This is a genomic window from Sphingomonas sp. (genome assembly GCF_024508665.1).
Lineage (GTDB): Bacteria > Pseudomonadota > Alphaproteobacteria > Sphingomonadales > Sphingomonadaceae > Sphingomonas.
Window position 1 is genome coordinate 375,585 of record NZ_JANINP010000002.1, and the last position, 23,589, is coordinate 399,173.

Consider the following 23,589-nt stretch of genomic DNA (forward strand, 5'->3'; position numbering starts at 1 on the left):
TCGAAATGCGCCTAGTCGCCTAGGACTTTGTTGTCACTCGCCGCGCATCTCCCCAAGGCGAGGCGCGGGCCGGCCGAGGGCGAGATCGGCATCGGAGAAACGGATCGGCGTCCGCAAGCCGTCGATTCGCTCGCCCGCCACCACCATGCCGCGCGCCCGGACCTGGGGGTCGTTGAGCGCTTGCTCGACAGTATTGATCGGCCCGACCGGCACACCGACCGCTTCGAGCTTCGCCAGCAGATCGTCGCGCGTGAAACGACGCGTCGCCGCCTCGATCGCCGCGAACAAGGGCGCGCGATGCTCGATCCGTCCGGCATTGGTCGCCCAGCGCTCCTCCGGCTCGATCCCGACCACGCCGCAAAAGCGCTGGAACTGGCCGTCATTGCCCACCGCCAGGATGAACCAGCCGTCGCTGGTCGGGAAGACCGCGTAGGGCGAGACGTTGAGATGTGCGTTGCCGACGCGCGGCGGCGTCACACCGCTGGCGAAGTAATTCGCGGCCTGATTGGCGAGGACGCCGGTCATCGTATCGAGCAGCGCCATGTCGATATGCTGGCCGCGCCCGGTCTTCTCGCGCTGGATCAGCGCCGCCTGGATGCCGATTACCGAATAGAGGCCAGTGGCGATGTCGGCCATCGCCACGCCGATCTTTTGCGGCGCGCCGTCGGGATCGCCGGTCAGGTCCATCATCCCGCTCATTCCCTGGATGATGAAATCATAGCCGGGGCGCGGCGCGTAAGGCCCGTCCTGCCCGAAGCCGGTGATCGAGCAATAGATCAGCCGCGGGTTGATCGCCGACAGGCTGGCATAATCGAGACCGTATTTGACGAGCCCGCCGACCTTGAAATTCTCGATCAGCACATCGCTTTCGGCGGCGAGCCGCCGCACTTCTGCCTGCCCCTCGTTCGTGGTGAAGTCGATCACCACCGACGATTTGCCGCGGTTGCACGAATGGTAATAAGCCGCGTCGCGGGTGCCGTCCGGATTGGTGACGAAGGGCGGGCCCCAGGTCCGCGTGTCGTCGCCTGCCGGGCTTTCGACCTTGATCACCTCGGCGCCGAGATCGGCCAGCACCTGACCGGCCCAGGGGCCCGCCAGGATACGCGCGAGTTCGAGTACCTTGAGGCCGGCGAGTGGAGCGGGTTTGGTCATTCGGCTTCCTTGGCGCCTGATCGCGGCGATGTCACTGCTATCCCGTGCGTGACGTCCGCGCGATGCGCCGTCGCCGCAGGGTAGACCCGGTCGACCGCAACGGCATGTCGACCGGCCACACCTCGTCGCAGCCGACATTGCCAATCGGCGACGGCCCTCCGAAGAAGCGGCAATGCCGAATATTGTCCAGACCGCCTTCACCTCCATTCGCCAGCATCGCGTCGATACCGCGCTGACCGCCCTGCTCGTCCTTCAGGGCGTGACATTGTTCGCGGTTATCCCGTTCGGCGCGCGGTCGACCGGCGGCCGAATCCTGCTCGATCTCTGCCATTTTTCGTTCGCCGCCATCAGCGTCGCCGCGCTGACGCGGCGCCGCGTCGTACAAGGCGTGGTGATCGCCGCCCTGGCGTTGCTGGCGATGGGGCCGTCGGTGTCGCAACGACTGGGCGCCGACCTGCACCTCGACGTCGCGGCACAACATGAACTGGTCGCTTTGATCGCGTTCGCGTTCAACGCCGCCATCACCGCGCTGGTCGCGCGCCACGTCTTTTCCTCCGTTCGGGTGACGGTCCATCGCGTGCGCGGCGCGATCCTGCTCTACCTGAACGTCGCCGCCTTGTTCGGCATCGCCTATACCGCAATCGAACAAGTCGCGCCGGGCGCGTTCCACATCGTGATTCAGCCGGGCGAGGCGCCGACCGCCGCCTTCACCTATTTCAGCCTGAGCACGATCACGACAGTCGGTTTCGGCGACATCACCCCGCTCCACCCGCTGGCGCGCAGCCTGGCGACGCTCGAAGCGGTGTTCGGCCAGCTCTTCCCCGCGACCCTGCTCGCGCGACTCGTCGCATTGCATCTGGCACACGAACGGCAGCAGCCGAGCCGGGAGGTCGACGCGGAGACCAATCCGTCCTGACGATCTTCGGAAATCCAAAGCGACGGGAAATCAGCCCTTCAAGAGCTTGACCGCCGCGTCGAGCAGATCGGCATAACGATTGAGCGCCGCCGCGGTCTTCGCGACATAGGCCTTCGCGTCGTCGAAACGGCGTTGCTCGATCCCTTCGCGAATACCCGGCAAGGTCTTGGCGCCATAGCCGGTCAGCGTGCCCGGCGCGTAGATCAGATTGCGATACCAGGGCCGGCCGGGCAGGCCGTCCTTGTCGAGCAGCAATTGGTCGACGCCCTTGAGCATCGCCATTGCCCTGGCGACCTTGTCGGGCGCGGCACGATCGAATGCGGCGTCGACCGCGCGCGACGCGCGGGTCAGATGGTCGGATGCATCCTCCAGCGCGAGCATGTCGAGCAGCGGGGTCACGCCTTTATCCTCCGGCGCAGCCATCGGGTCCACCGGGTTGGAGGTCAGCTTGAACACGTCGTCACGACCAAGGTCCTTGAGTGCACGGTCCTGCTCGCGCTGATCGGCGGCGAGTCTCTTCACTTCGCCGACATAGCGCGCGACGGTCGCGGCCATATCACTATAGCGCACCGGCACGCGCGGCGCGGCGGCGGCGCGCAGCACCATCCGCCCGACGAACTTGGACAGGGTTGCGCCATAGACCAGCCCGGGATCGTCGAAATTGGTGACGTGATAATAAGTGTCATAGGCCGAATGATACGAGCCGCCGCCCGCGCCCTCTCCGCCGAAGCCGAGATTGACCGAGGGGATGCCGAGATGCGCGATGAACGCGCTATAGTCCGAGCCCGAGCCGAGCGCGCCGATCGGGATGTCGCCGCCAGCCTTGGCCGCCTCGAGCGCGCCGGACCCGGCGTCGCGGCCGCTGCCCGAATAGGCGCCGGCGCGAATGCTCGCGCGCAGCCGGTCATAGACGCTGACCCCGGTCTGCGGATCGGGCACGTCGCGCGCGATCGAGTTGACGAAATGCTGGAGCGTATGGCTGCCCTCGGCGCCCAGGAAGCCGCGCGAGGTGTCGTCGGTGTTGATGTAGAGCACGGCCTTGGCTTGCAGTTCGTCGGCATGCGTCTCGGCCCATTCGGTCGAGCCGAGCAGGCCGGGCTCCTCGCCGTCCCAGCTGGCATAGACGAGCGTGCGGTCGGGCCGCCAGCCGGTCTTCGCCAGCGCGCCGAGCGCCTTGGCTTCCGACATCAAGGCGACCTGGCCCGACAGCGGATCGTCGGCACCGAACACCCAGCCGTCGCGATGATTGCCGCGCACGATCCATTCGTCGGGGCGCGTGCTGCCCTTCATCACCGCGATGACGTCGTAGAGCGTCTTGAGCGACCAGTCCGACTTGACCGCCAGATGCACCTTGACCGCATCGGACCCGCCCCAATGATAGGGGATCGGCAACCCGCCGCGATCCCTGCCGGTGGCTACCGGACCCTCGAGCCCGGCGAGGATCTTGACCGCGTCGCCGTAGGAGATCGGCAGCGCCGGGATCTTGAGGATCGTCTTGGCCTCGGCGCGGGTCAGGCGCTTGGCATTGTCGGTCGCACCGATCCCGGGCGTCAGCGGGTCGCCCGGATAGGTGGTCATGTCCATCACCGATCCGCGCTGCACGCCTCCTTCGGGCCGCGCACCGCCCTTGGGATAGACGTCGCCGCGGGCATAGCCGTCGTCGCCCGGGTCCGAATAGATCAGGCAGCCGACCGCGCCATGTTCCTGCGCCAGCTTGGGCTTCAATCCGCGCCAGCCGCCGCCATAGCGCGCGATGACGATCTTGCCCTTGACGCTGATCCCGCGCCGCGCGAGCGCGTCATAATCGTCGGGCATGCCGTAATTGACGTAGACCACGGGCGCGGTGACGTCGCCATCGCCCTGATAGGCGACATACGGCGGCAGCGCGCCGTCGAGCTTGTCGGGACCGAGCTGCGGCTCCTGCCCGCCCAGCGTGACGCGTTCCGGACCAAGCAGCTCGAGCGTGGTCGAGATCGGCGTCGGGTAGAGCACCTTGAAGGTCTCGATATGCGCGTCCCAGCCCCATTGCTTGAACAGCGCGAGTTCCATCTCGGCATTGGCCTTGTCGTGCGGGCTGCCGACATGGTTGGGCGCCGACGCCATCTCCTTGAGCCAGGCAAGCTGGTCGGCGCTGCTGATCTGGGCGTCGAACGCCTTTTCGGTCGCGGCGGTGCCGACGGTCTGCGCGCCGAGCGGTTGAACAGCCACCAGTGCGATCGCCATCGCGGCAAGGGCCGACCTGCCGCTCATCCGGACGCGACGCGCCCCCGACCGACCCCGATACTGGTCCTTCGCCATCGCGCGCCCCTTTTGCTGCTGGTTGCCCTGTCCGAATCCGTGGCACCGTAACGATGTCGTTGAAGCAAACCAGTCTTTCCGTGCGAAAAAGCGTCGGTCGTCCTTCGGCCGGAGCTTCCCACCGGCACGCGGTTGTCCGGAGTCTGCCCCTCTCCCGCGCGCGGGAGAGGGAGGGGCCCGCCGCGCAGCGGTGGGAGGGTGAGGGTCTTCTTTCTTCTTCTGTCTCGGCAAATGCTTGGAAGAAGAAAGAAGACCCTCACCCAAACCCTCTCCCGCACGCGGGAGAGGGCTAAAATTTGCACAGGGTGCAACCCGACCGTCCGCGCCGTTTCGATAGACCCTCCCGAGCGAAAGGGAGGAGGCAACAGTACCGCGATCACGCCGGTGCGGCAGTCGACCCGCGGATGACGAGTTCGGCCGGCACCACGACGGGGTCGGCGGACACGTGCTTTCCGGTGCGGTCGGCGATGATCAATTCGACCGCGCGCGATGTCACCTCGGCGATCCGTTGGACCACAGCCGTCAGCGGGGGATGGGTGAAGCGGACGATCGGCGTATCGTCGAAACTGATCAGCGACAGGTCGTGCGGCACAGACAGGCCGCGGTCGCGGCCGGTTTCAAGCGCCGCCAGCGCCATCTGGTCGTTGCTCGCGACGATCGCGGTCGGCGCCTGCGGCCGGTCGAGCAATTGGGCCGCGGCGGTCTTGCCCGACGCATAAGTGAAATCCCCGGCGGCGAGCAGGCCGTCGGTGGGCAAGCCCGCCGCCGTCATCGCCGCGCGCCAGCCGTCGACGCGCCAGCCGCTCACTTCATAGTCCGGCGGACCGGCGATGAAGCCGATCCGTTGGTGCCCCAACTGGATGAGATGCTCGGTCGCGAGCCGCGCGGCGCGCTCGTCGTCCATCGTCAGCGCGAAGCCGGGGCCCGGCCGCAGCGACCCGATCCGCGCGAAGCTGATCCCGTGGGCGACCAACAGGTCGATGATCAGCGGATTTTCCGAATGCGGCGGAGTCAGGATGACGCCATCGGGCTGCAGCGCCGCGATCGCCGCCAGCAATTCGCGCTCGATATGGTCGCTATGCGTGTCGATCAGTTCGACGATCAGGCGGTAACCGTGCTGCGCGCAGGTGAGCATGCCGCCGAGCAGCATCTGGTCGACCCAGTCGCTGCCCTCACGCGATCGCCAACCCTCGATCGTGCGTTCGCGATCGTTGAGCGCCAGGATCAGATAGGATCGCGACCCGCCCATCCGCTGCGCGGCGATCGACGGGACGTAGCCGAGCTTGTCGATCGACCGCCGGACGCGCTCGATCATCTCGCGCCGGACATTGGGTTCGTTGTTGATGACCCGGCTAACCGTCTGCAGCGACACGCCGGCATCGGCGGCGACGTGCTTGATCGTAACGCTCTGCCTGCGCCGCGCCATCGAACGCTCAGCGCCTGACCATCGCGGAAGCCGGCGGACCCGGCGTCGGTTTGCGCGACGGCTCGTCGGTCGGGAGTGGGCTGCGCGGCATGAACCTTGGGTAGCTCCATATCGAAGGAGCAGGAAGTCCGGAATCAGACGCCACACGGGCCCATTCAAAAAGCCGCGGTCCGTCCCGCCGATCTCCCGTTGCCGAGCCTTGCCCGCGCGTACATGATGGCGGGCCAGCGCATGCCCGACATCCTTGCCCCGCCAGTCGACCAGCGACGCGACACGACCGGCGGCGCGGCGGCCGAACGGCGCTCGACCGGGTTCCTGCTGATCTATGCGCTGGCCAATGCCGGCGGGGTGATCGGCTATCTGCCGCTGCTCACCTTGTTGCTGGCGATCAAGGTCGAGGCACTGGCCGGCGAATCGCGAGTCAATTTGCTGACCGCGACCGTGATTGCCGGGGCGATCGCGGCGAGCACCTCCAACATCCTGTTCGGCTGGCTGAGCGATCGTTCGATGGCGCACGGCGGCGGCCGGCGGGGCTGGATGGTGGGCGGCCTGATCGCGACCGTCGCCGCCTATGGAGCGATCGCCGTCGCACACGGCCCCGCGACGATCATCGCCGCGATCGTGGTCTTTCAAGTCGCGCTCAACGCCGTCCTGGCGCCGCTGGTCGCGGTGATGGCGGACGAGATTCCCGATTCGCAGAAAGGCACGACCGGCGGGCTGTTGTCGCTCGGCTATCCGGTGGCGTCCGGCGTGCTTGCCCTGGTCGTCGGCATTCCCGCGCTGGGTGAAACGGGCCGGCTGATGATCGTCGTCGCGATCGCCGCTCTCTGCCTGATCCCACTGATCCTGAGCCCCGCGCGGCCACTGCCGATCGTCGATCCGCCACGCGCCGCCGTGGCGATGCGCCGCCATGACCTGGCCGCGTCATGGTGCGCGCGGTTGCTGTTCCAGATCGCGGGGTGCGTGCTGCAGCTCTATCTGCTCTATTATTTCGAAAGCATCGTCCCCGATGCCCCCCGGGACGACCTCGCGGCGCGCGTCGGCAACCTGCTCACTTTCTCCTTCATCGCGCCCTTGCCGATCGCCTTGCTGTTCGGACGGCTGTCCGACCGGCTCGACCGCCGCAAGCCGTTCCTGATCGCCGCCGCCATCGTCACCGCGATCGGTCTCGCCGGCATGGCGGCGGCGCATAGCTGGACCGCGGGAGCGCTCGGCTTCGCCTGCTACACGATCGGCTATAGCGTGTTCCTGCCGCTTCAGGTCGCCTTTTCGATGCAATTGCTGCCCGATCCACGGCATCGCGGGCGCGATCTCGGCCTGTTCAACCTGACCAACACTTTGCCGTCGTTGCTCGGCCCGTTGTTGACCTGGTGGCTGGCATCGCCGCGCGATTTCACCGTGGTGATGGCGATGCTGGCGGTGCTTGTGCTGTGCGCCGGGTTGGCGATGCTCGGCGTGCGAGGACGGCGTTAGAGCCTGTTTCAGCAAGCCGTAACAGCTGCGGCACCCGATCCGCCTCCTCACCGGGCACTCGTCGGGGCCCGGAACGACTTGGTTCGAAACGAAGTTTTTAGCGGTTGCGCGCTTACCTGCATGGGGTAAGCAATAGGGGTTGTTAGCGCAGGGGTAGCGTTTGGCCGGGGGAAATTCGCAAGGTGCCGCGGCCGCCGCCGACCGCTTCACCGCGGCGCATGACGCGTTGCGCGCGGATCCGTCCGTCCAGTTCACGCTTGCCGGACCGCCCCCGCCCCCCGCACCGCCCGCCTGGCTCAAGGGGCTTGCCCATTTCTTCGAATGGCTGGGGCACGTGCTCGCCCCGATCGGCCGCTTCTTCGCCTGGCTGACCAGCTTCATGCCGGCAGCGCCTTATGCCCGTATATTGCTATGGGGCGTGATCGGCATCGCCGCGATCGCGCTGATCTGGCTGATCGTCGAACGACTGCGCTACGGCCAATGGCGCCTGCCGCGACGCCGGGCGCGCACTTCGGCTCCGGTCGCGATCGAGGAGGAGGAGCAATGGCAGCCGGATGCCATGCAAGGCCGTGCCTGGCTGGAGGAAGCCGACGCGCTCGCCGCCAAGGGTCTGTTCGCCGAAGCCGTCCACCATCTGCTGTTCCGCTCGATCGAGGACATCGGCAAGCGGCGTCCCCAGCTGGTCCGCCCCGCCCTGACGAGTCGCGAAATCGCCGCCGCCACCGCCATTCCGTCGCGCGCGCGCGACTTGTTCGCCGCCATCGCCCGCCAGGTCGAGCGCAGCCTATTCGGCGGCCGCCCGGTCGGCGCGGATGACTGGCGGGCGGCGCGCGCCGCTTATGCCGATTTCGCGGTCCCGGGGGTGTGGAAGGCATGAGCGACCTCACCATCGGCCGCAGGCAGGAGGATGGCGGGGCGTTTCGCCTGCGCACGGTGATCCTGCTGCTCGCGGTCGGCATCATCGGCTTCGTCGCCTTGATGCTCGGCAATGCCTATGAGGCGCCGTCCGATTCGACCAACGGCGCGTCGGCGCATGCGCTATCGAATGGCGCGACCGGATATAGCGGGATCGTCCGGCTGGCGCGTGCCATGGGCAAGGATACGCGCATCATCCGCGACCCGTCGCAACTGGGTGCGAACGGCCTGTTGGTCCTGACGCCGCCGCTCGGATCGACGCCGCTGGGCGACGTGCTGCTGCGGCGCGACGATTTGCCGACTCTGGTCGTGCTGCCCAAATGGTCGACCGTGCGGCTGCTCCCCGCGGGCCGTCCCGGCTGGGTCATGCGCCTCGGCCTGATCGACAAGAAGGAGCCCGAAGGCGTGCTGGCGCCCGACCGCAAGTTCACGGTCTCACGGCTGACCAGCGGCGGGCGTCCGTTGCGCTCGGCCGGCTGGATGTCGGAGGATTTCGGGTTCGAGGCGCCGCGCCCGCTGCAGACGATCAGCGGCGCCGACCTCAAGCCGCTGCTGACCGACGAGCAGGGCAATATCGTATTGGGCGAAGTCGGCGGCAAATCGCTCTACGTGCTCGCCGACCCCGACCTCCTGTCGAACATGGGCATGCGCAAGGAGAGCCAGGCGCGCGCCGCGCTCGCCCTGCTCGACGCGCTCAACCAGGATGGAGACCGCGATTTCGACTTCGACGTGACCGTGGCGGGGCTCGGCAAGGCCAAGAACCCGCTGCGCCTGGCCTTCGATCCGCCGTTCCTGGCAATGACGCTGGCGATCGTCGCGGCGATGCTGCTCGCCGGATGGCAGGCGTTCGCGCGATTCGGCCCCGCCGTGCATCGCGAACGCGCGATCGCGTTCGGCAAGACCGCGCTGGTGGACAACGCGGCCGCGTTGATCCGCAAGGCGGGGCGCCAGACGCGGCTCGGCGGACGCTATGTCGAGGCGATCCGCGAACGCGCGATTGTCGCATTCGGCGTGCCGTCGCGCCTGCGCGGGCCGGCGATCGACGCCTATCTCGACAAGATTTCCGGGCGGTCGCGGTTCACCGACCTCGCCCAGGCCGTGGACGATGCGGACGACAAGGCCAGCCTGGTCGCCGCGGCGCGCGCGCTACACGATTGGCAGAAGGAGAAGGGCAAGTGACGGTCGAGGAAGTCCGCAATCTGGCGATGGCGATCCGCCAGGAAGTCGGCAAGGCCGTGGTCGGCCAGGAAGCGACCGTCGAGCTGATGCTCGTGGCGCTGTTCGCCGGCGGCCATATCCTGCTCGAAGGCCCGCCGGGCACCGCCAAGACGTTGCTCGCGCACAGTTTCGCGCGCGCGGTCGGAATCAAGTTCGGGCGCATCCAGTTCACACCCGATTTGATGCCCGGCGATATCATCGGCGCCAATCTGTTCAACTTCCAGACCTCGACCTTCACGCTGACGCGCGGGCCGATCTTCACCGACATGCTGCTCGCCGACGAGATCAACCGCACCCCGCCCAAGACCCAGGCGGCGCTGCTCGAGGCGATGCAGGAACGGACCGTGACGATCGACGGCGAGAGCCTGCCGCTCGGCGACCGTTTCATGGTGGTGGCGACGCAGAACCCGATCGAACAGCAAGGCGTCTATCCGCTGCCCGAGGCACAGCTCGACCGTTTCCTGTTCAAGCAGACGGTCGATTATCCGTCGGCGGCCGAGGAGCGCAAGATCATCGCTACCCACGGCTCGCGGTCGACGGCGATGGAACCCGAAGACTGGGGAGTCGAGCCGCGCACCGATGCCGCCAGGATCGGCGAGGCGATCGAGGCGGTCGGCACGGTGCGGCTGGTCGACGAGGTGATCAACTATATCGCAGCATTGATCCGCGGCACGCGCGACGTCGCCGATCTCGAAAGCGGCGCATCGCCTCGCGCCGGCGCTATGCTCGCCGGCGCGGCGCGCGCCCGGGCGGCGCTCGACGGGCGCGATTTCGTCATCCCCGACGACGTCAAGCAGCTCGCCCCCGCGTTGCTCCGCCACCGCCTGATCCTGTCGCCCGCCGCCGAGATCGACGGCCGCATGGTCGAGGAAGTCGTGCATTCGATCATCGAGACGATCGAGGCGCCGCGTTGAGGATGGTGGCTGCCGGCGCCGTATATCTCGCCCCTCCCCTTCAGGAGCTTCAGGTAAACCGCGCCCCGCGCGGTTTAGGTCAGGCCGGGGGCCTGACCGACCTGACGCTGGGTTGGGGTGGGGCCTGTCCTCAAGCGATCAGCCTGTGGCACTGCCCCACCCCCAACCCCTCCCCTGAAGGGGAGGGGCTTATGGGAGGCCCGCATTGAGCTACCCGACGCGCTTCGCGGTGATGGCGGCCGCGGCGGGGGCCCCCGTCGCGCTGTTGATCGCCGTGCTGGCGCCGGACCATTGGTATGCCGGGCTCGCCTGGCCGGCAGCGATCCTGATCGGCGCGCTGATCGATGCGATGCTAGCCTTGCCCGCCGGCCGGATTTCAGCCGGGCTGAGCCTGCCGCGCACCGCGAGCGTCGGCGAAACGGTCGATGCGGTGATCAGCGTCGAGGGTCCGCCGCGCGGCGGGCCAGGCTCTGTCCAGATTGCGATCGCCACCGATCCGCTGGTGGCACTGGAAGATGACGGCCGCGCCAGCGTCCAACTCGACCAGGGCAACGGGGCGGTGGCGCTGCCCGTTGCGACGGTTCGCCGTGGCACCGCGCATTTCGCGACCTTCTGGGTGCGCTGGCGTGGACCGCTCGGCCTGGTATGGCGGCAGAAGCGGATGGCGAGCGAGGCGGCGCTCAAGATCCTGCCCGACATTCGCCCCGTCCGCGAGCGCGGGTCGCAAATCTTCCAGCGCCACGCGCTGCAGGGCCTGATGACTCAGCTCGATCGCGGCGACGGCACCGATTTCGACGCGCTGGTCGAGTTCCGGTCGGGCATGGACCGCCGCGCGATCGACTGGAAGCAATCCGCCCGTCATCTCAAGCTCCACGCCAAGGAATATCGCACCGAGCGCAACAACCAGATCGTCTTCGCGATCGATTCGGGACGTCAGATGTCCGAGCCGGTCGCCGGCATGCCGCGCGTCGACCGCGCGGTCGCGGCGATGCTGTTGACCGGCTGGGTCGCGCTCAAGCTCGGCGACCGCGTCGCGCTCCATTCGTTCGATTCGCGCCCGCGCATCGCCAGCGGTTTGATCTCGGGTGCCTCGGCCTTTCCCGAGCTCCAGCATCTCGCCGCCGGGATCGATTATTCGGGCGAGGAAACCAATTACACCTATGCGCTGACCACGCTTGCCGCGCGGCTGACGCGGCGGTCGATGATCGTGATGTTCACCGAATTCACCGACCTGACCAGCGCCGATTTCATGATCCGCGCCGCGGCGCGACTGGTCGAAAAGCATCTGCTGCTGATCGTGGTCCTGCGCGACGAAGAGCTCGAATCGTTGGTCGATCACGCCCCCGACACCGCCGACGACATCACTCGCGCGGTGACCGCCGCCGGGCTGCTCAAGGACCGGCTGCTCGCGCTGACCCGGCTGCGCCATCTCGGGGCGCATGTCATCGAGAGCGAATATGACCGCGTCGCCGATCGCCTGGTCGAGGGCTATGTCGACCTCAAGCGGAGGAACCTCTTGTGACGGCCTATGTCGAAGCCCGCACGCCGCTGGTCAACGCGACGCGCTTTCGCGCCGCGCACGAGGCCGATTGGGATCAGCTCGACAAGATCCTGACCCTGATCGAGAAACGCGGCGTCCGCGCCGTGCCCGACCAGCAATTGCTCGTCCTGCCCCTGCTCTATCGCGCCGCTCTGTCGTCGCTGTCGGTGGCGCGGGAAACCTCGCTCGACCGCGCGCTGATCAATTATCTCGAACAGCTCTGCACGCGCGCCTATTTCCAGATCTACGGCGTCCCCACCTCGCCGATGAAGCAGCTCGCGCATTTCTTCGCCCGCGGCTGGCCGGAAGCGGTGCAGGCCCTGTGGAAGGAGACGCTGGTGTCCTTCCTGCTGACCGTCGCCGGTGCCCTGGTCGCCTATCTGATGATCGCGCACGATCCGTCCTGGTATTATGCGATGATCCCGGACGGCATGGCGCAGGGACGCGACCCCGGCGCGAGCACCGAATCGCTGCGCCAGACCCTTTATGACGGCGGCAAGGACGCGCAGCAGAGCGCGCTCGCCTTGTTCGCCTCGTTCCTGTTCACCCACAATGCGCAGATCGCGATCTTCTCGTTCGCGCTCGGCTTCATGTTCTGCGTCCCGACCGCCGGGCTGATCGTCTATAACGGCCTGATGCTGGGAGCGATGATCGAGGTCTTCGCGTCGAAGGGGCTGGGCTATAATTTCGTCGGCTGGCTGATGATCCACGGCACCACCGAATTGTTCGCCATCATGATCTCGGGCGCGGCGGGATTCCGCATCGGGCTCGCCATCGCCTTTCCGGGCAGGCTGTCGCGCACCGATGCGGCGGTGGCGGCGGGACGGTCGGCGGCGACCGCGATGGGCGGCACGGTGGTGATGCTGGCGATCGCCGGGCTGCTCGAAGGGATCGGGCGCCAGACGATCACAAATGACGAACTGCGTTACGCGATCGGGCTGGTGATGCTCGCCGGCTGGCTGCTCTATTTCTACATGCCGAGGGGGAAACGCGATGGCGCGTCCGCCTAGCCGCTCCTCGATCGCCGGGCTGCGGCGCCGCTTCATCACGCCCGAGGGCGTCGACCTCAATATCGAATTGGGCACGGCGGGCGCGCGCGCCGGCGCGTTCCTGCTCGATGGCGTGCTGATGCTGGGCGTGTTGATCCTGGCGTCGATCGCGATCGGGCTGATGGCGTTCGCCTCGCAATCGATCCTGATGGTCGGGCTGTGGATCGTCGGTTTCTTCATCCTCCGGAACGGCTGGTTCACCTTGTTCGAAATGGGCGCGCGCGGCGCGACGCCGGGCAAAAGGATCGTCGGGCTACGCGTGGTGGCGCGCGACGGCGCCCGGCTGACGGGTGGCGCGGTGATCGCGCGCAATGCGATGCGCGAGATCGAGATTTTCCTGCCCTTGTCCTATTTCTTCGCCTCGCTCGGCGCGATGTTCACCGGCGGCGACGTGCTGCTGCCGCTGCTCGCGCTCGCCTGGAGCATGATCTTCCTGTTCTTCCCGTTGTTCAATCGCGACCGGCTGCGCGTCGGCGACCTGCTCGCCGGAACCTGGGTGGTGCATCGCGCGCGGGCCCAACTCGGCCACGACCTTGCCGCGTCGGCGGCGCAAAGCACACGGCCGCGTCGCGTCTTCACCGACGCCCAGCTCGACCTGTACGGCATTTACGAATTGCAGACGCTCGAAGAAGTGCTGCGCGGCGGCCAGACCGATGCGATCGTCACCGTTGCCGCCGCGATCCGGCGCAAGGGCGACATGCCCGACGATGGCGACGATTACGGCTTCCTGTCGGACTATTACGCGGCGCTCTGCGGCCGGCTCGAGCGCGGGATGATGGTCGGGCTCAGGCGCGAGGATAAATATTCGAAGGCGACGCGGGCGGCGTAGTTTTCCATCGCTATGCCGGATACGGCCCCTCCCCTGAAGGGGAGGGGCTTGGAGATTGATCGACCCTGACCCCGTTTCAGCCGTCCGGCTTGTGCAACAGCCTGTCCCGCAACGCTTCCAGATTGACCCCGGCGATCGCGGCCGCGCGGTCCTTCGCCTTCAGGATCGCGGAGAGCTGGTTCAAAATCTGGCAGGCATTGTCGAACCGCTGCAGCGCCTCGCCATGGCGTTGCAGCAGCGCCATGTCGCCGATCAGGTCCCCGGCGACATCGTCCAGCATTCGTTGGACATGATCGAGCTCTTCGGCGACCCGCGCCTCGACATCGGTGATGAGCTCGGTCGGCCTGGCAGCCGGCACGTCCTCGACGATGTCGCGGCCGCCGCGGATCGCGGCCTGGATCTGGTCGACCCGCGATTGCCCCTGGCCGAAGATCGCGGCCGGCGCGCGGCGGCCGGCAACCCATTCCTCCACCGACGCCGCGCCCTCGAACTGGATTCCGCAACGCCCCTCCGCTCGCCACGCAACGACGCCGCGCATCTCGACCTCGAGCCGCTGCAGGATGAGCGAGGCGCCCGGCTCGGGCAACGCCTGGCCATCGACCATCGCGCCTTTTTCGGACAGGTTTCGGATCCTGACCGGCGCGGCCACGCCTCCCGAACGAATCGTCGCGGTCAGCAACAAGTTCTTGCGAGGAGCGCGAGCGCGAAGCGAAGCGTCGGGGTCGCCGGCCGAACCGCCCTGGTCCCGCTCACTCATACCGATCGAATCCGCCGCGGCGCCCCCGACGGCCTGCCATCGCAACCGGTCGCCTCAACATTCGCCATTTGCACCATAACCGAGCGTGTTACAGCAAAGCATGGCAGGCGGCGATAGCGCGCACTCACTCGAACGGACAAGCGGCGTGACGCCATGCGAACCCGCTATTTCGCTTCGGCCAACAGGCCGCGCGCGGTCGGGCTGGTCCAGTCCATCCCGCCGATCATCCGCCACACTTCCTTGCCCGACGAATCGTAGAGGATCGTCGTCGGCAGGCTGGGATTGCCGAACGCCGCCGACATGTGCAGGTCCTTGTCGGTATAGGCCTTGACCGCCTTGAGCCCCGCCTTGGCGAGATAGGGGTCGACCGCGGCCTTGCCGTCCAGGTCCTGGCTGACGGTCACCACCTGCACCTTGCCCTCGCCCGCAACCTTGTCGAGCGTCGGCATCTCGGCCTTGCACGGCCCGCACCAGGTCGCCCACAGATTGAGCAGCACCGGCTTGCCGGCAAAACTCGCCAGGGTGAGCGGCTTGCCATCGGGGCCGGTGAAACCGGCCGTCGGCGCCGCCTCTCCCTTATGGTCGCGGACCAGCTTGCCGATAACGTCGACCCCGGTGTCGGGCGCGGATGGCGCGGGCGCCATATTGGCGGCTTCGTCGAGCGTCGGCAGCGCCGCCGTTTCGTTCGCTTGCCCCTTGGGGGCGGACGGCCTATCGCAGCCGCCGATCAGCGCGGTAGCCGCCAGGAGAAGTACGATAGAGCGCAAGCAAACCTCGAACGCGATGTGGGGCGGTCGGTTCGCTGAGGGACCGGCGGCGGTGATGCGCGAGATAAATGCCTCGATACCATTCGACAAGCGTTTGTGGCGGCAGGATATCGCCGGATCGAAGGCACATGTCGCGATGCTCGGCGCACAGGGCATATTGCAGGCCGAGGATGTCGCGACGATCGCCCAGGGGCTCGACGCGGTCGCCGAGGATTATGCCCGCGACGGCGTGCCCGACGATCTGAGCCTCGAGGACATCCATATGCTGACCGAGGCGCGGCTGGCCGAGAAGGTCGGGCCGGTCGCCGGGCGGCTGCACACCGCGCGCTCGCGCAACGATCAGGTGGCGACCGATTTCCGGCTTTGGGTGCGCGACGCAATCGATCAGGTCGGCGCCGCCCTGGGCGAACTCCAGGATGCGCTGATCGCCCGCGCCGAGGAGCATGCCGACGCGGTGATGCCCGGCTTCACCCATCTTCAATCGGCGCAGCCGGTGACGCTCGGCCATCATCTAATGGCCTATCACGACATGATCGCGCGCGACCGCAGCCGCTTCGCCGACAATCGCGCGCGGATGAACCGGTCTCCGCTCGGCGCCGCCGCGCTCGCCGGCACCGGCTTTCCGCTCGACCGCGACGCCACGGCAAAGGCGCTCGGCTTCGACGGCCCGACCACCAATTCGCTCGATTCGGTCAGCGATCGCGACTTCGCGCTCGATTATCTGATGGCGGCGACGCAATGCGCGCTGCATCTGTCGCGGCTGGCCGAGGAATTCGTGATCTGGGCGTCGCAGCCGTTCGGCTTCGTCGCCATGTCCGACCAATGGTCGACCGGCAGCTCGATCATGCCGCAGAAGCGCAATCCCGACGCCGCCGAACTGGTGCGCGGCCATGCCGGACGGATCATGGGGTGCATGACCGCTCTGTGCGTGACGATGAAGGGCCTGCCGCTGGCCTATTCGAAGGACATGCAGGACGACAAGCCGCCGGTGTTCGAGGCGCACGACCTTCTGGCTCTGTCGATCGCGGCGATGACCGGCATGGTCGCAAGCGCGACGTTCCGCACCGACCGCATGCGCGCGCTGGCCGAATCGGGCTTCGCCACCGCGACCGATCTCGCCGACTGGCTGGTGCGCGAAGCCGGCTTGCCGTTCCGCGAAGCGCATCACGTCACCGGCCGCGCGGTCAAGGCGGCGGAAGAGGCGAAGGTCGCGCTCGACCAGGTGCCGATCGAGACGTTGCAAGCGATCGATGCGCGAATCGACGAACGCGTCTATGATGTGCTGAGCGTCGATGCGTCGGTCGCGAGCCGCACCAGTGCTGGCGGCACCGCGCCGATCCGGGTACGGGAGGCGATCGCGGTCGCGAAAGCGGCACGCGCAAACGACGAGGCGGCCGCGAAAGCGACGCGCGCGGGAGAAAAGACGTGAAACGGTTTGTCATTCTCGGCCTGGTCATCGTGTTGTCGGCATGCGGCGCCGCGCGCGATTTGAAACCGGCCGAGGGCAAGGCGTTGCCGGTCGCGCCTTATGGCGCCACCGCCACCCCGACGCCGAACCAGCTTCTCACCGCCTCGATCCAGGCGCGCCCCGCACGCAGCGACGATTTGCTGACCAGTTCGCAGGAGCGCCAAGGGAACGAATTCGACCTCCCACCCGCCAACTGAGTTTTCATGGACGATTTCAACCTGAGGAACGGCGAGCTCTACGCCGAAGACGTCCCCATGACGCGCATCGCCGCGGAAGTGGGGACCCCCGTCTATATCTATTCGCGCCGTACCTTCGAGCGCCACGCTCACGCGTTTCGCGACGGTCTGAAAAACGTGCCGCGCGTCCATCTCGCTTATGCGATCAAGGCCAACCCCAATCTCGCGGTGCTGCGGGTGATGGCCAATGCCGGCTATGGCGCCGACGTCGTGTCGGGGGGCGAGCTGGAACGTGCGCTCGCCGCCGGCGTGCCGGCCAAGGACATCGTCTTCTCCGGGGTGGGCAAGACCCGCGGGGAATTGGCGCAAGGGCTCGACCGCGGCATCGGCCAGTTCAATCTCGAGCTCGAAGCCGAAGGCGTCGCGCTGTCGGAAATCGCGGCCGCGCGCGGGATCAAGGCGCCGTGCGTGCTGCGGGTCAATCCAGATGTCGATGCCGGCACGCACGCCAAGATCTCGACCGGCAAGGCGGAGAACAAGTTCGGCGTCGCCATCGCCGACGCTCTCGCCATCTATGACCGCCTGTCGAAGCTTCCCGGCCTGAATCTGCGCGGCGTCGCGTCGCATATCGGCAGCCAGTTGCTCAGCGTCGCGCCGATGGAGGCGACCTATCGCCGGATCGGCCAGCTGGTGTCGGATCTCCGCGCCGCCGGTCATCACATCGACCGCGTCGATCTCGGCGGCGGGTTGGGCGTCGCCTATCGCGCCGAGGACAAGCCCGAAAGCCCGGCCGCTTATGGCGAAATGGTCGCGCGCGTCACGCGCGACTGGGATGTCGAGCTGATGTTCGAGCCCGGCCGGGTCATCGCCGGCAATGCCGGAGTGCTGCTGACCCAGGTGATCTGGGTGAAGCCATCCCCGACCAATCCCTGGGTGATCGTCGACGCGGCGATGAACGACCTCGCACGGCCCGCGCTCTACGATGCATGGCACGATTTCGTCGCGGTAAAGCCGACTGGCGAGCGGTTCGTCGCCAATATCGCCGGGCCGGTGTGCGAAAGCGGCGATACCTTCGCCAAGGCGCGCGAGATCGACAAGGTGAAGGAAGGCGACCTCGCCATCTTCCGCACCGCCGGCGCCTATGGCGCGACCATGGCCTCGACCTATAACAGCCGGGCGCTGGTGCCCGAGGTCATGGTCGATGGCAACCGCTATGCCGTCGTCGCCGAGCGCATCCCGGCGTATCGCGTGATGTCGGAAGAACACGTCCCCGATTGGCTAGCCAAGGTTCCCGCGTGACCCTGCACAGCCTGCCGGTCTTCCTCCGGCTGGCGGGACGGCCGGTGATGCTGATTGGCGAAGGCGAAAGTGCGGACGCGAAACGCCGCCTGCTGGAGCGTGCGGGAGCGACCGTCGTGGGCGAGCATGACGAAGCGGCGCTGGCGATCATCGCGCTCGACGCGCCCGAAGAGACAGTCGCGCGGCTCAAGGCGCGGGGCGTGCTGGTCAATGCGGTCGACCGATCCGATCTGTGCGACTTCACCTTGCCCGCGATCGTCGACCGGTCGCCGGTGATCGTCGCGATCGGTACGGGTGGGGCGTCGGCCGGATTGGCCGCGGCGCTGCGCCAGCGGCTGGAGACGATCCTGCCGGCATCGCTCGGCGACCTGGCCCAGGCGCTTCAGGCGGCGCGCGCGAGATTGCGTGAGCGCTTCCCGAAAGCGGACGAACGCCGCCGGGCTCTCGGCCGCGCGCTGAGCGAGGGCGGCGCCGTCGACCCTCTTCATGCAAGCGCCGCGCAGGTCGAGGACTGGCTGACGACACCCGTTTTCCCCGAGCGTGCCGAAGGCCATGCGGTCAGGCTTGCCTTGTCGTCCCCGGACCCCGACGACCTCACCTTGCGCCAGGCGCGCCTGCTCGCCCAGGCCGATCGGGTGGTGCACACGTCCGACGTCCCGACCGCGATCCTCGACCGCGCGCGCGCCGACGCGCCGCGGATCGTTTCGGTTGCGCCGCCCGTTGATCCGGCAGAAGGACTGACCGTGTTTGTGGAGATCGCGCGATGAGCGGCTTTGCCTATCATGTCGATGAAAGCGGCCAGGCGACGCGCTGCGAGATCAAACAGGCGCTCGACATCGACCACGGCTTCGTCTGGGTCCATCTGACGACCAATAACGAACATGCCCAGGCCTGGCTGTCGGATGTCGCCAAGCTCGACGATTATCTGGTCGACGCGCTGACCGCGACCGAGACGCGCCCGCGCTGCGAGCAGTTCGGCGAAGGCGCGCTGCTCAATATGCGCGGGCGGTCCGACGACGAAATGGTCTCGTCCGACCCGCTCGCCTCGGTGCGGATTTGGGCAGTCGCGGGGCGCGTGATCTCGGTCACCCGCAAGACGCTCAAGGCGATCAAGCTGGTCGAAGAATGCGTCGAGGCCGGCCAGGTCCGCGATCCCGGCGACCTGATCACCGAATTCGCCACCGCGATCACCAGCGATCTCGACCCCGATGTCGCGCAATTGGGCGACGATCTCGACGAATGCGAGACCTCGCTCGACAATGAGAAGATTTTCGAATTGCGGCGCACCGTCACGCGCGTGCGCGTCCAGTCGATCGGCTATCGCCGCTTCCTGGCGCCGCAGCGCACCGCGCTCGAGAAGCTCAGTACGCTGCAGGTCGGCTGGCTGGGGGACGACGACCGCCTGCATCTGTCGGCCGCCGCCGACCGCGCCGCGCGCATGGCCGAGGAATTGGAGAGCATCCGCGAACGCTCGGCGCTGACCCATGAAGCGCTGACCGATCTACGCGCCGAACAGATCGACCAGCGCGCGCTGATCATCTCGATCGTCGCGATGATCTTCCTGCCGCTGACCTTCCTGACCGGGCTGTACGGGATGAATGTGCGGGGGCTGTGGCTCGCCGACCGGCCTTGGGCGTTCGACGCGATCATCGGGATTTGCGTGCTGACGGCGGTGAGTGTGACGACCTATTTCGTGCGGCGGCATTGGTTGCGGGGCTGAGGCGCGACGGAGACGATACATGCTCGCTGAGATGAAAAGCCGGCTGGATGCCTTCCCGCGTTTTCGGCTGCTCGACGGACCGACGCCGATCCAGCGGCTCGCTCGCCTGGAGCAAGTACTGGGCACGGCGACGGGCGGCGCGCGTCTGTGGGTCAAGCGCGACGACGTCATGGGCGTGGGCGGCGGCGGCAACAAGCTCCGCAAATTGGAATTCCTGATCGGTGAAGCGACCGCGCAGGGTTGCGACACGTTCATCACCACCGGCGGCCTGCAGTCGAACCACGCGCGGCAAAGCGCGGCCGCCGCGGCGCGCGCCGGCCTATCCTGCGAATTGATGCTGAGCGACGTCGTGCCGCGCCATGATCCGGCCTATCGGACCAACGGCAATCTGCTGCTCGACGATCTGTTCGGCGCGACGGTGCATCGACTGCCAGGTGATGTAGACGCACTCGCGGCGGCGCATTCGCGTGCCGGGGAGATCGCGCGCGACGGACGCAAGGCCTATGTCGTCGGCAGCGGCGGGTCATCGCCGCTCGGATGCCTGGGCTATGCGGTCTGCGCGGCGGAAATCCTGGACGAAGAGCAAGCCGCCGGCCGCCGCTTCGCGGCGATCGTCGTCCCGAACGGCAGTTCCGGCACCCATGCCGGCCTCGCCGCGGGCTTGTGCGCCGCGGGTGACGATCCGCGCCGCGTCCTGTCGTTCACGGTGCTGGCGCCGCTCGACAAAGCAATTGCAGAGACGCGCCGCCTGGCCACCGCGGCGCTTCCGCTGATCGCGCCGGAGCGGACGCTGGCGGACGATGCGATCCACATCGACGCGTCCCAGCGCGGTGAAGCCTATGGCATTCCGACCGGCGCAATGGTCGACGCCGTGCGGACGCTCGCGCGGAGCGAGGGCTTGCTGCTCGACCCGGTCTATAGCGGCAAGGCTTTCGCCGGCTTGCTCGCCGGGATGCATGATGGCCGGTGGGAGGGCCGCGACGTCCTGTTCGTGATGACGGGCGGCACCCCTGGACTGTTCGCCTATCGGGACGCCATCGCGAGCGCCGATTAAAGCGGTCGAGCCCTCAAGCCCTAAGCCGCTCGACCTCGTCGTGCAGCGCCTGGATCGACAGGATCAGCCGTTGGCGGTCCGCGCGGATGTCGGCAAGTTCGGCGCGGGCTTCGCCCAATTCCATCGCGCGCGCGGCGATACGGGCATCGAGCGCGGCGTTCGATCGCTTGAGGTCGCTGACACGGCGGGCGCGGGCGAGCGTGCGTTCGATGCGGGCGTGCAGCACGTCGAAATCGAACGGCTTGGCGACATGGTCGTCGGCGCCCGCGGCAAGCGCCTGGACGGCCGTTTCGGGATCGCTGCGCCCAGTGACGACGATGACCGGCAAGTCGACGGTTTCGAGCCGCGAGCGCAGTTCGGCCAGCACCTGAAGTCCGCTCACCCCGGGCATCATCAAGTCGAGCAGGACGAGATCGAAACCGCGCGCGGCGATCAGGTCGAGCGCTTCCGCACCATTATCGGCAAGCGCGGTCAGATAGCCGAAATGCGTCAGCCGCTTGCCAATGACGTTCAAATTGGTGCGGCTGTCGTCGACCACCAGGATCGTGCGGACGGGTCGGTGCAGATCGGCCATTGGGTCCTTCCTTTTGAAGGGACCCTAAGCCGGAGCAGGTCACAAAAGGGTTAATGGCGTGGCAAGCATGTTTCGTTGTCACGGCGCCGGCCCGCGGCCGTTTCAGCTCCGCTGAAACCAAATCAGCCGCGGCGCGCCTGGGCCCAGGCCTGCGCGATTTCCTCGAGATTTGACGCGACTTCGAGGAACGGCTGCGCCTCGTGTCCCACGCTGGCATCGATGATCGCGTTGCGCGCGCCGCGATAGAGCCTCGCGAGCGTGTGCGAAACCTCGCCGCCCTGGTCGAAATCGAGCCCAGCCTCGAGCGCGAACAGGATGGCGGTGGCCCGCGTGATCTTCTCGCTCTTCAGCGCGTAATTCTGGTTTTCGGTAGCATGCGCGGCGACGCGCAGCGCGCGAACCAGTTCCTCATAGAGCAATTGCACCAGCGCCGGGCCGTCGGCCTCGCCGGTGCGGCCGACCAGATCGATCTGGCGATAGGTCGCCTCGGGGTCGCCGCGCAGCGCGGTCGCGTAGCCGGCCATCAGTTGCTGCCCTTCGACCAGGCATCGATCTGCGACTTGAGGAATGCCTGGGTCGATTTGTAGGCCGCCACCTTCGCGTTCATGCTGGCGAATTGCTGGGTCAGCCGGGTCTTCATCTGGTCCGATTGGTCGGACAGATCGTCCTTCGCCTTCGACACGTTCGATTGCTGCTGGGTATAGCGCGTCAGCGAGGCGCCGAGACCGTACAGCGTGCTGGTCGAGGTCAGCGAGATGCCATTCATCGCCGCGGTGATGCCGTCCGAACTCGAGGTCGAGAAGGAGAACATCGCCTCGACCGAGGCCGGATAATTGTTGAGCGCGTTGGTCACCCCGGCATCGTCGACCGACAAGGTACCGTCGCGATTGGTCTTGATGCCGATCTCACCCAGGGTCGTCGGCGTGCCGGCCGCCGCGCCCGACAGCAACGTCCGCGTCGTCAGCGTGCGCAGCGAATTGATCAGCCCGCGCGCCGCAGTGTCGTTCTTGAGCGGGCCGTTCTGGGGGTCGATCTGGGTGTTGATGGTGTTCAACACCTCATTGTAGCTGTCGACGAAGTCGGTGATCGCCTGTTTCAAGGCGTCGGTCGGCGAGCTCGCCGTCAGCGACACCGCGACCGGGCTGGTACCGGTCAATTGCAGCTTCACCCCGGTGATCAGGTCGGTAATCGTGTTCGACGCGCGCTCGACCGACACGCCGTCGACGGTCAGCTTGGCGTTCTGCGCGACCGAGGACATCTTGGTCCCAGTCGCGCCGACGCCGACGTTGAACTGGGCAAGGTTGCCGGTCGGATCGGTCGTCGCGGCGAGGGTGAAGGCTTGCGCCTGGCCCGTCGCTCCCTTGAGCGAGAGATAGGCCTTGCCGTCGACATCGGTGACGACCGAGGCGGTGACGCCGGCCTTCTTGGCGTTGATCGCGGCGGCGATGCCGTCGAGGCTCGAATCGGTCAGGTCGATCGTCACCGCAGTGCCGGCACCGGCGGTGAAGCCGGTCATCTGGGTGCCGTCGGCGGAATAGGTCGCGCTGCCCAGGGTCAGCGTCAGCTGGCCCGATCCGATCACCGCGGTGCGGTCGGCGACCGCGACCTGCGTGGTCGCGACCTGCGCGCTGGCGAGTTGGCTGACGGTAATCGACGACGTCAGGCCGTTCAGCGCGGCGCCGGTCTGCGCGCTCGCGGTCAGCACGTTGTTGTTCGAGCTTTGCGGCTGCGACTGCAAGGTACCGTTAGTGGTCAGCGTCTTGAGCGCGGTGGCGAATTGCTGGATCGTGCTCTTGAGCGTCGACACGCCCGAAATCTGCGCGGTCAGCGCGTCGGACTGAGCGGTCAGGGCATCGGTCTTGGTCGCGAATTGCGCCTGGACCAGCGACGTCACCAGCGAGGCGGTATCGACGCCGGATCCGGTCGACAGCGAGTTGAACAGCGCCTGCGCGGCCGAACCCATCACGCTCGAGGCCGACGGACTCGGCGTCGGGCTGGGTGTCGGGGTCGGGGTGCTCGTCGTCGAGCTGGTCGTCACCATGAT

General features: G+C 67.3%; 22 protein-coding genes. 14 read left to right on the plus strand and 8 right to left on the minus strand.

The genetic code is table 11. The features are described from left to right. Positions 1-33: 33 nt before the first annotated feature. Positions 34-1,152 carry a CaiB/BaiF CoA-transferase family protein gene (locus tag Q0L25_RS04470; RefSeq protein ID WP_296611926.1) on the minus strand — a complete coding sequence of 373 codons (1,119 nt, stop codon included), beginning with the start codon at positions 1,150-1,152 and terminating at the stop codon, positions 34-36. 172 nt (positions 1,153-1,324) lie between these two features. Between Q0L25_RS04470 and Q0L25_RS04475 the strand changes: the two genes are divergently transcribed. After that, on the plus strand, positions 1,325-2,068 hold the full coding sequence (locus Q0L25_RS04475; RefSeq protein WP_296611928.1) for a potassium channel family protein: 744 nt from the start codon (positions 1,325-1,327) through the stop codon (positions 2,066-2,068). Positions 2,069-2,098: 30 nt separating this feature from the next. On the opposite strand, the gene Q0L25_RS04480 is transcribed toward Q0L25_RS04475, so the two are convergent. Together Q0L25_RS04480 and Q0L25_RS04485 are read right to left on the minus strand one after the other, a co-directional pair. Further along, positions 2,099-4,366: a transferrin receptor-like dimerization domain-containing protein gene (locus tag Q0L25_RS04480; protein WP_296611929.1), complete on the minus strand. Its 2,268-nt coding sequence runs from the start codon at positions 4,364-4,366 to the stop codon at positions 2,099-2,101. Between the two features lie 376 nt (positions 4,367-4,742). Then, entirely contained in the window at positions 4,743-5,792 is a 1,050-nt protein-coding gene (locus Q0L25_RS04485) for a LacI family DNA-binding transcriptional regulator (protein WP_296611931.1), read from the minus strand. Positions 5,793-6,005: 213 nt separating this feature from the next. Here Q0L25_RS04485 and Q0L25_RS04490 point away from each other — a divergent pair, with 213 nt between their 5' ends. From Q0L25_RS04490 to Q0L25_RS04520, 7 genes are all read left to right on the plus strand, one after another. Further along, the gene (locus Q0L25_RS04490) at positions 6,006-7,265 is read left to right on the plus strand and encodes an MFS transporter (protein WP_296611932.1); all 1,260 of its coding nucleotides are present in this window, start codon (positions 6,006-6,008) and stop codon (positions 7,263-7,265) included. 160 nt (positions 7,266-7,425) lie between these two features. Continuing rightward, the gene (locus Q0L25_RS04495) at positions 7,426-8,142 is read left to right on the plus strand and encodes a DUF4129 domain-containing protein (protein ID WP_296611934.1); all 717 of its coding nucleotides are present in this window, start codon (positions 7,426-7,428) and stop codon (positions 8,140-8,142) included. After that, positions 8,139-9,359, plus strand: coding sequence for a hypothetical protein (locus Q0L25_RS04500; RefSeq protein ID WP_296611936.1), 1,221 nt, complete (start codon positions 8,139-8,141; stop codon positions 9,357-9,359). The genes Q0L25_RS04495 and Q0L25_RS04500 overlap by 4 nt, the downstream gene beginning before the upstream one ends. After that, the gene (locus Q0L25_RS04505; RefSeq protein ID WP_296611937.1) at positions 9,356-10,312 is read left to right on the plus strand and encodes a MoxR family ATPase; all 957 of its coding nucleotides are present in this window, start codon (positions 9,356-9,358) and stop codon (positions 10,310-10,312) included. Before Q0L25_RS04500 ends, Q0L25_RS04505 begins: the two co-directional genes overlap by 4 nt. Positions 10,313-10,517: 205 nt before the next feature. Continuing rightward, a complete protein-coding gene (locus tag Q0L25_RS04510) occupies positions 10,518-11,834 on the plus strand; it encodes a DUF58 domain-containing protein (RefSeq protein ID WP_296611939.1) in 1,317 nt (438 codons plus the stop codon). Beyond that, positions 11,831-12,862, plus strand: coding sequence for a stage II sporulation protein M (locus Q0L25_RS04515; RefSeq protein ID WP_296611940.1), 1,032 nt, complete (start codon positions 11,831-11,833; stop codon positions 12,860-12,862). The genes Q0L25_RS04510 and Q0L25_RS04515 overlap by 4 nt, the downstream gene beginning before the upstream one ends. After that, a complete protein-coding gene (locus Q0L25_RS04520; protein WP_296611942.1) occupies positions 12,846-13,730 on the plus strand; it encodes an RDD family protein in 885 nt (294 codons plus the stop codon). The genes Q0L25_RS04515 and Q0L25_RS04520 overlap by 17 nt, the downstream gene beginning before the upstream one ends. Positions 13,731-13,806: 76 nt before the next feature. On the opposite strand, the gene Q0L25_RS04525 is transcribed toward Q0L25_RS04520, so the two are convergent. Next, a complete protein-coding gene (locus tag Q0L25_RS04525) occupies positions 13,807-14,487 on the minus strand; it encodes a PilZ domain-containing protein (protein WP_296611944.1) in 681 nt (226 codons plus the stop codon). A 164-nt stretch (positions 14,488-14,651) separates the two neighbouring features. Beyond that, a complete protein-coding gene (locus tag Q0L25_RS04530; protein WP_296611945.1) occupies positions 14,652-15,254 on the minus strand; it encodes a TlpA disulfide reductase family protein in 603 nt (200 codons plus the stop codon). A 16-nt stretch (positions 15,255-15,270) separates the two neighbouring features. Between Q0L25_RS04530 and argH the strand changes: the two genes are divergently transcribed. Genes argH through Q0L25_RS04560 form a run of 6 tightly spaced genes read left to right on the plus strand, consistent with a single transcriptional unit; the run spans position 15,271 to position 20,971 of the window. Beyond that, the gene (gene argH / locus Q0L25_RS04535) at positions 15,271-16,683 is read left to right on the plus strand and encodes an argininosuccinate lyase (RefSeq protein WP_296611946.1); all 1,413 of its coding nucleotides are present in this window, start codon (positions 15,271-15,273) and stop codon (positions 16,681-16,683) included. Continuing rightward, on the plus strand, positions 16,680-16,919 hold the full coding sequence (locus Q0L25_RS04540; RefSeq protein WP_296611948.1) for a hypothetical protein: 240 nt from the start codon (positions 16,680-16,682) through the stop codon (positions 16,917-16,919). The genes argH and Q0L25_RS04540 overlap by 4 nt, the downstream gene beginning before the upstream one ends. A gap of 6 nt (positions 16,920-16,925) precedes the next feature. Continuing rightward, entirely contained in the window at positions 16,926-18,197 is a 1,272-nt protein-coding gene (gene lysA / locus Q0L25_RS04545; RefSeq protein WP_296611949.1) for a diaminopimelate decarboxylase, read from the plus strand. After that, positions 18,194-18,964 (plus strand): NAD(P)-dependent oxidoreductase, encoded by a 771-nt coding sequence (locus Q0L25_RS04550; RefSeq protein WP_296611952.1) that lies wholly within the window; start codon positions 18,194-18,196, stop codon positions 18,962-18,964. The genes lysA and Q0L25_RS04550 overlap by 4 nt, the downstream gene beginning before the upstream one ends. Next, entirely contained in the window at positions 18,961-19,917 is a 957-nt protein-coding gene (locus tag Q0L25_RS04555) for a CorA family divalent cation transporter (RefSeq protein WP_296611954.1), read from the plus strand. Before Q0L25_RS04550 ends, Q0L25_RS04555 begins: the two co-directional genes overlap by 4 nt. Before the next feature lie 19 nt (positions 19,918-19,936). Beyond that, positions 19,937-20,971, plus strand: coding sequence for a D-cysteine desulfhydrase family protein (locus tag Q0L25_RS04560; RefSeq protein WP_296611956.1), 1,035 nt, complete (start codon positions 19,937-19,939; stop codon positions 20,969-20,971). A gap of 13 nt (positions 20,972-20,984) precedes the next feature. On the opposite strand, the gene Q0L25_RS04565 is transcribed toward Q0L25_RS04560, so the two are convergent. The 3 genes from Q0L25_RS04565 to fliD form a co-directional block, all read right to left on the minus strand. Further along, complete coding sequence (locus Q0L25_RS04565) at positions 20,985-21,545, minus strand: response regulator (protein WP_296611958.1); 561 nt, start codon at positions 21,543-21,545, stop codon at positions 20,985-20,987. 122 nt (positions 21,546-21,667) lie between these two features. Further along, positions 21,668-22,069 (minus strand): flagellar protein FliS, encoded by a 402-nt coding sequence (locus tag Q0L25_RS04570; RefSeq protein WP_296611959.1) that lies wholly within the window; start codon positions 22,067-22,069, stop codon positions 21,668-21,670. Then, a complete protein-coding gene (fliD, locus tag Q0L25_RS04575; RefSeq protein ID WP_296611961.1) occupies positions 22,069-23,586 on the minus strand; it encodes a flagellar filament capping protein FliD in 1,518 nt (505 codons plus the stop codon). The genes Q0L25_RS04570 and fliD overlap by 1 nt, the downstream gene beginning before the upstream one ends. Positions 23,587-23,589: the final 3 nt, after the last annotated feature.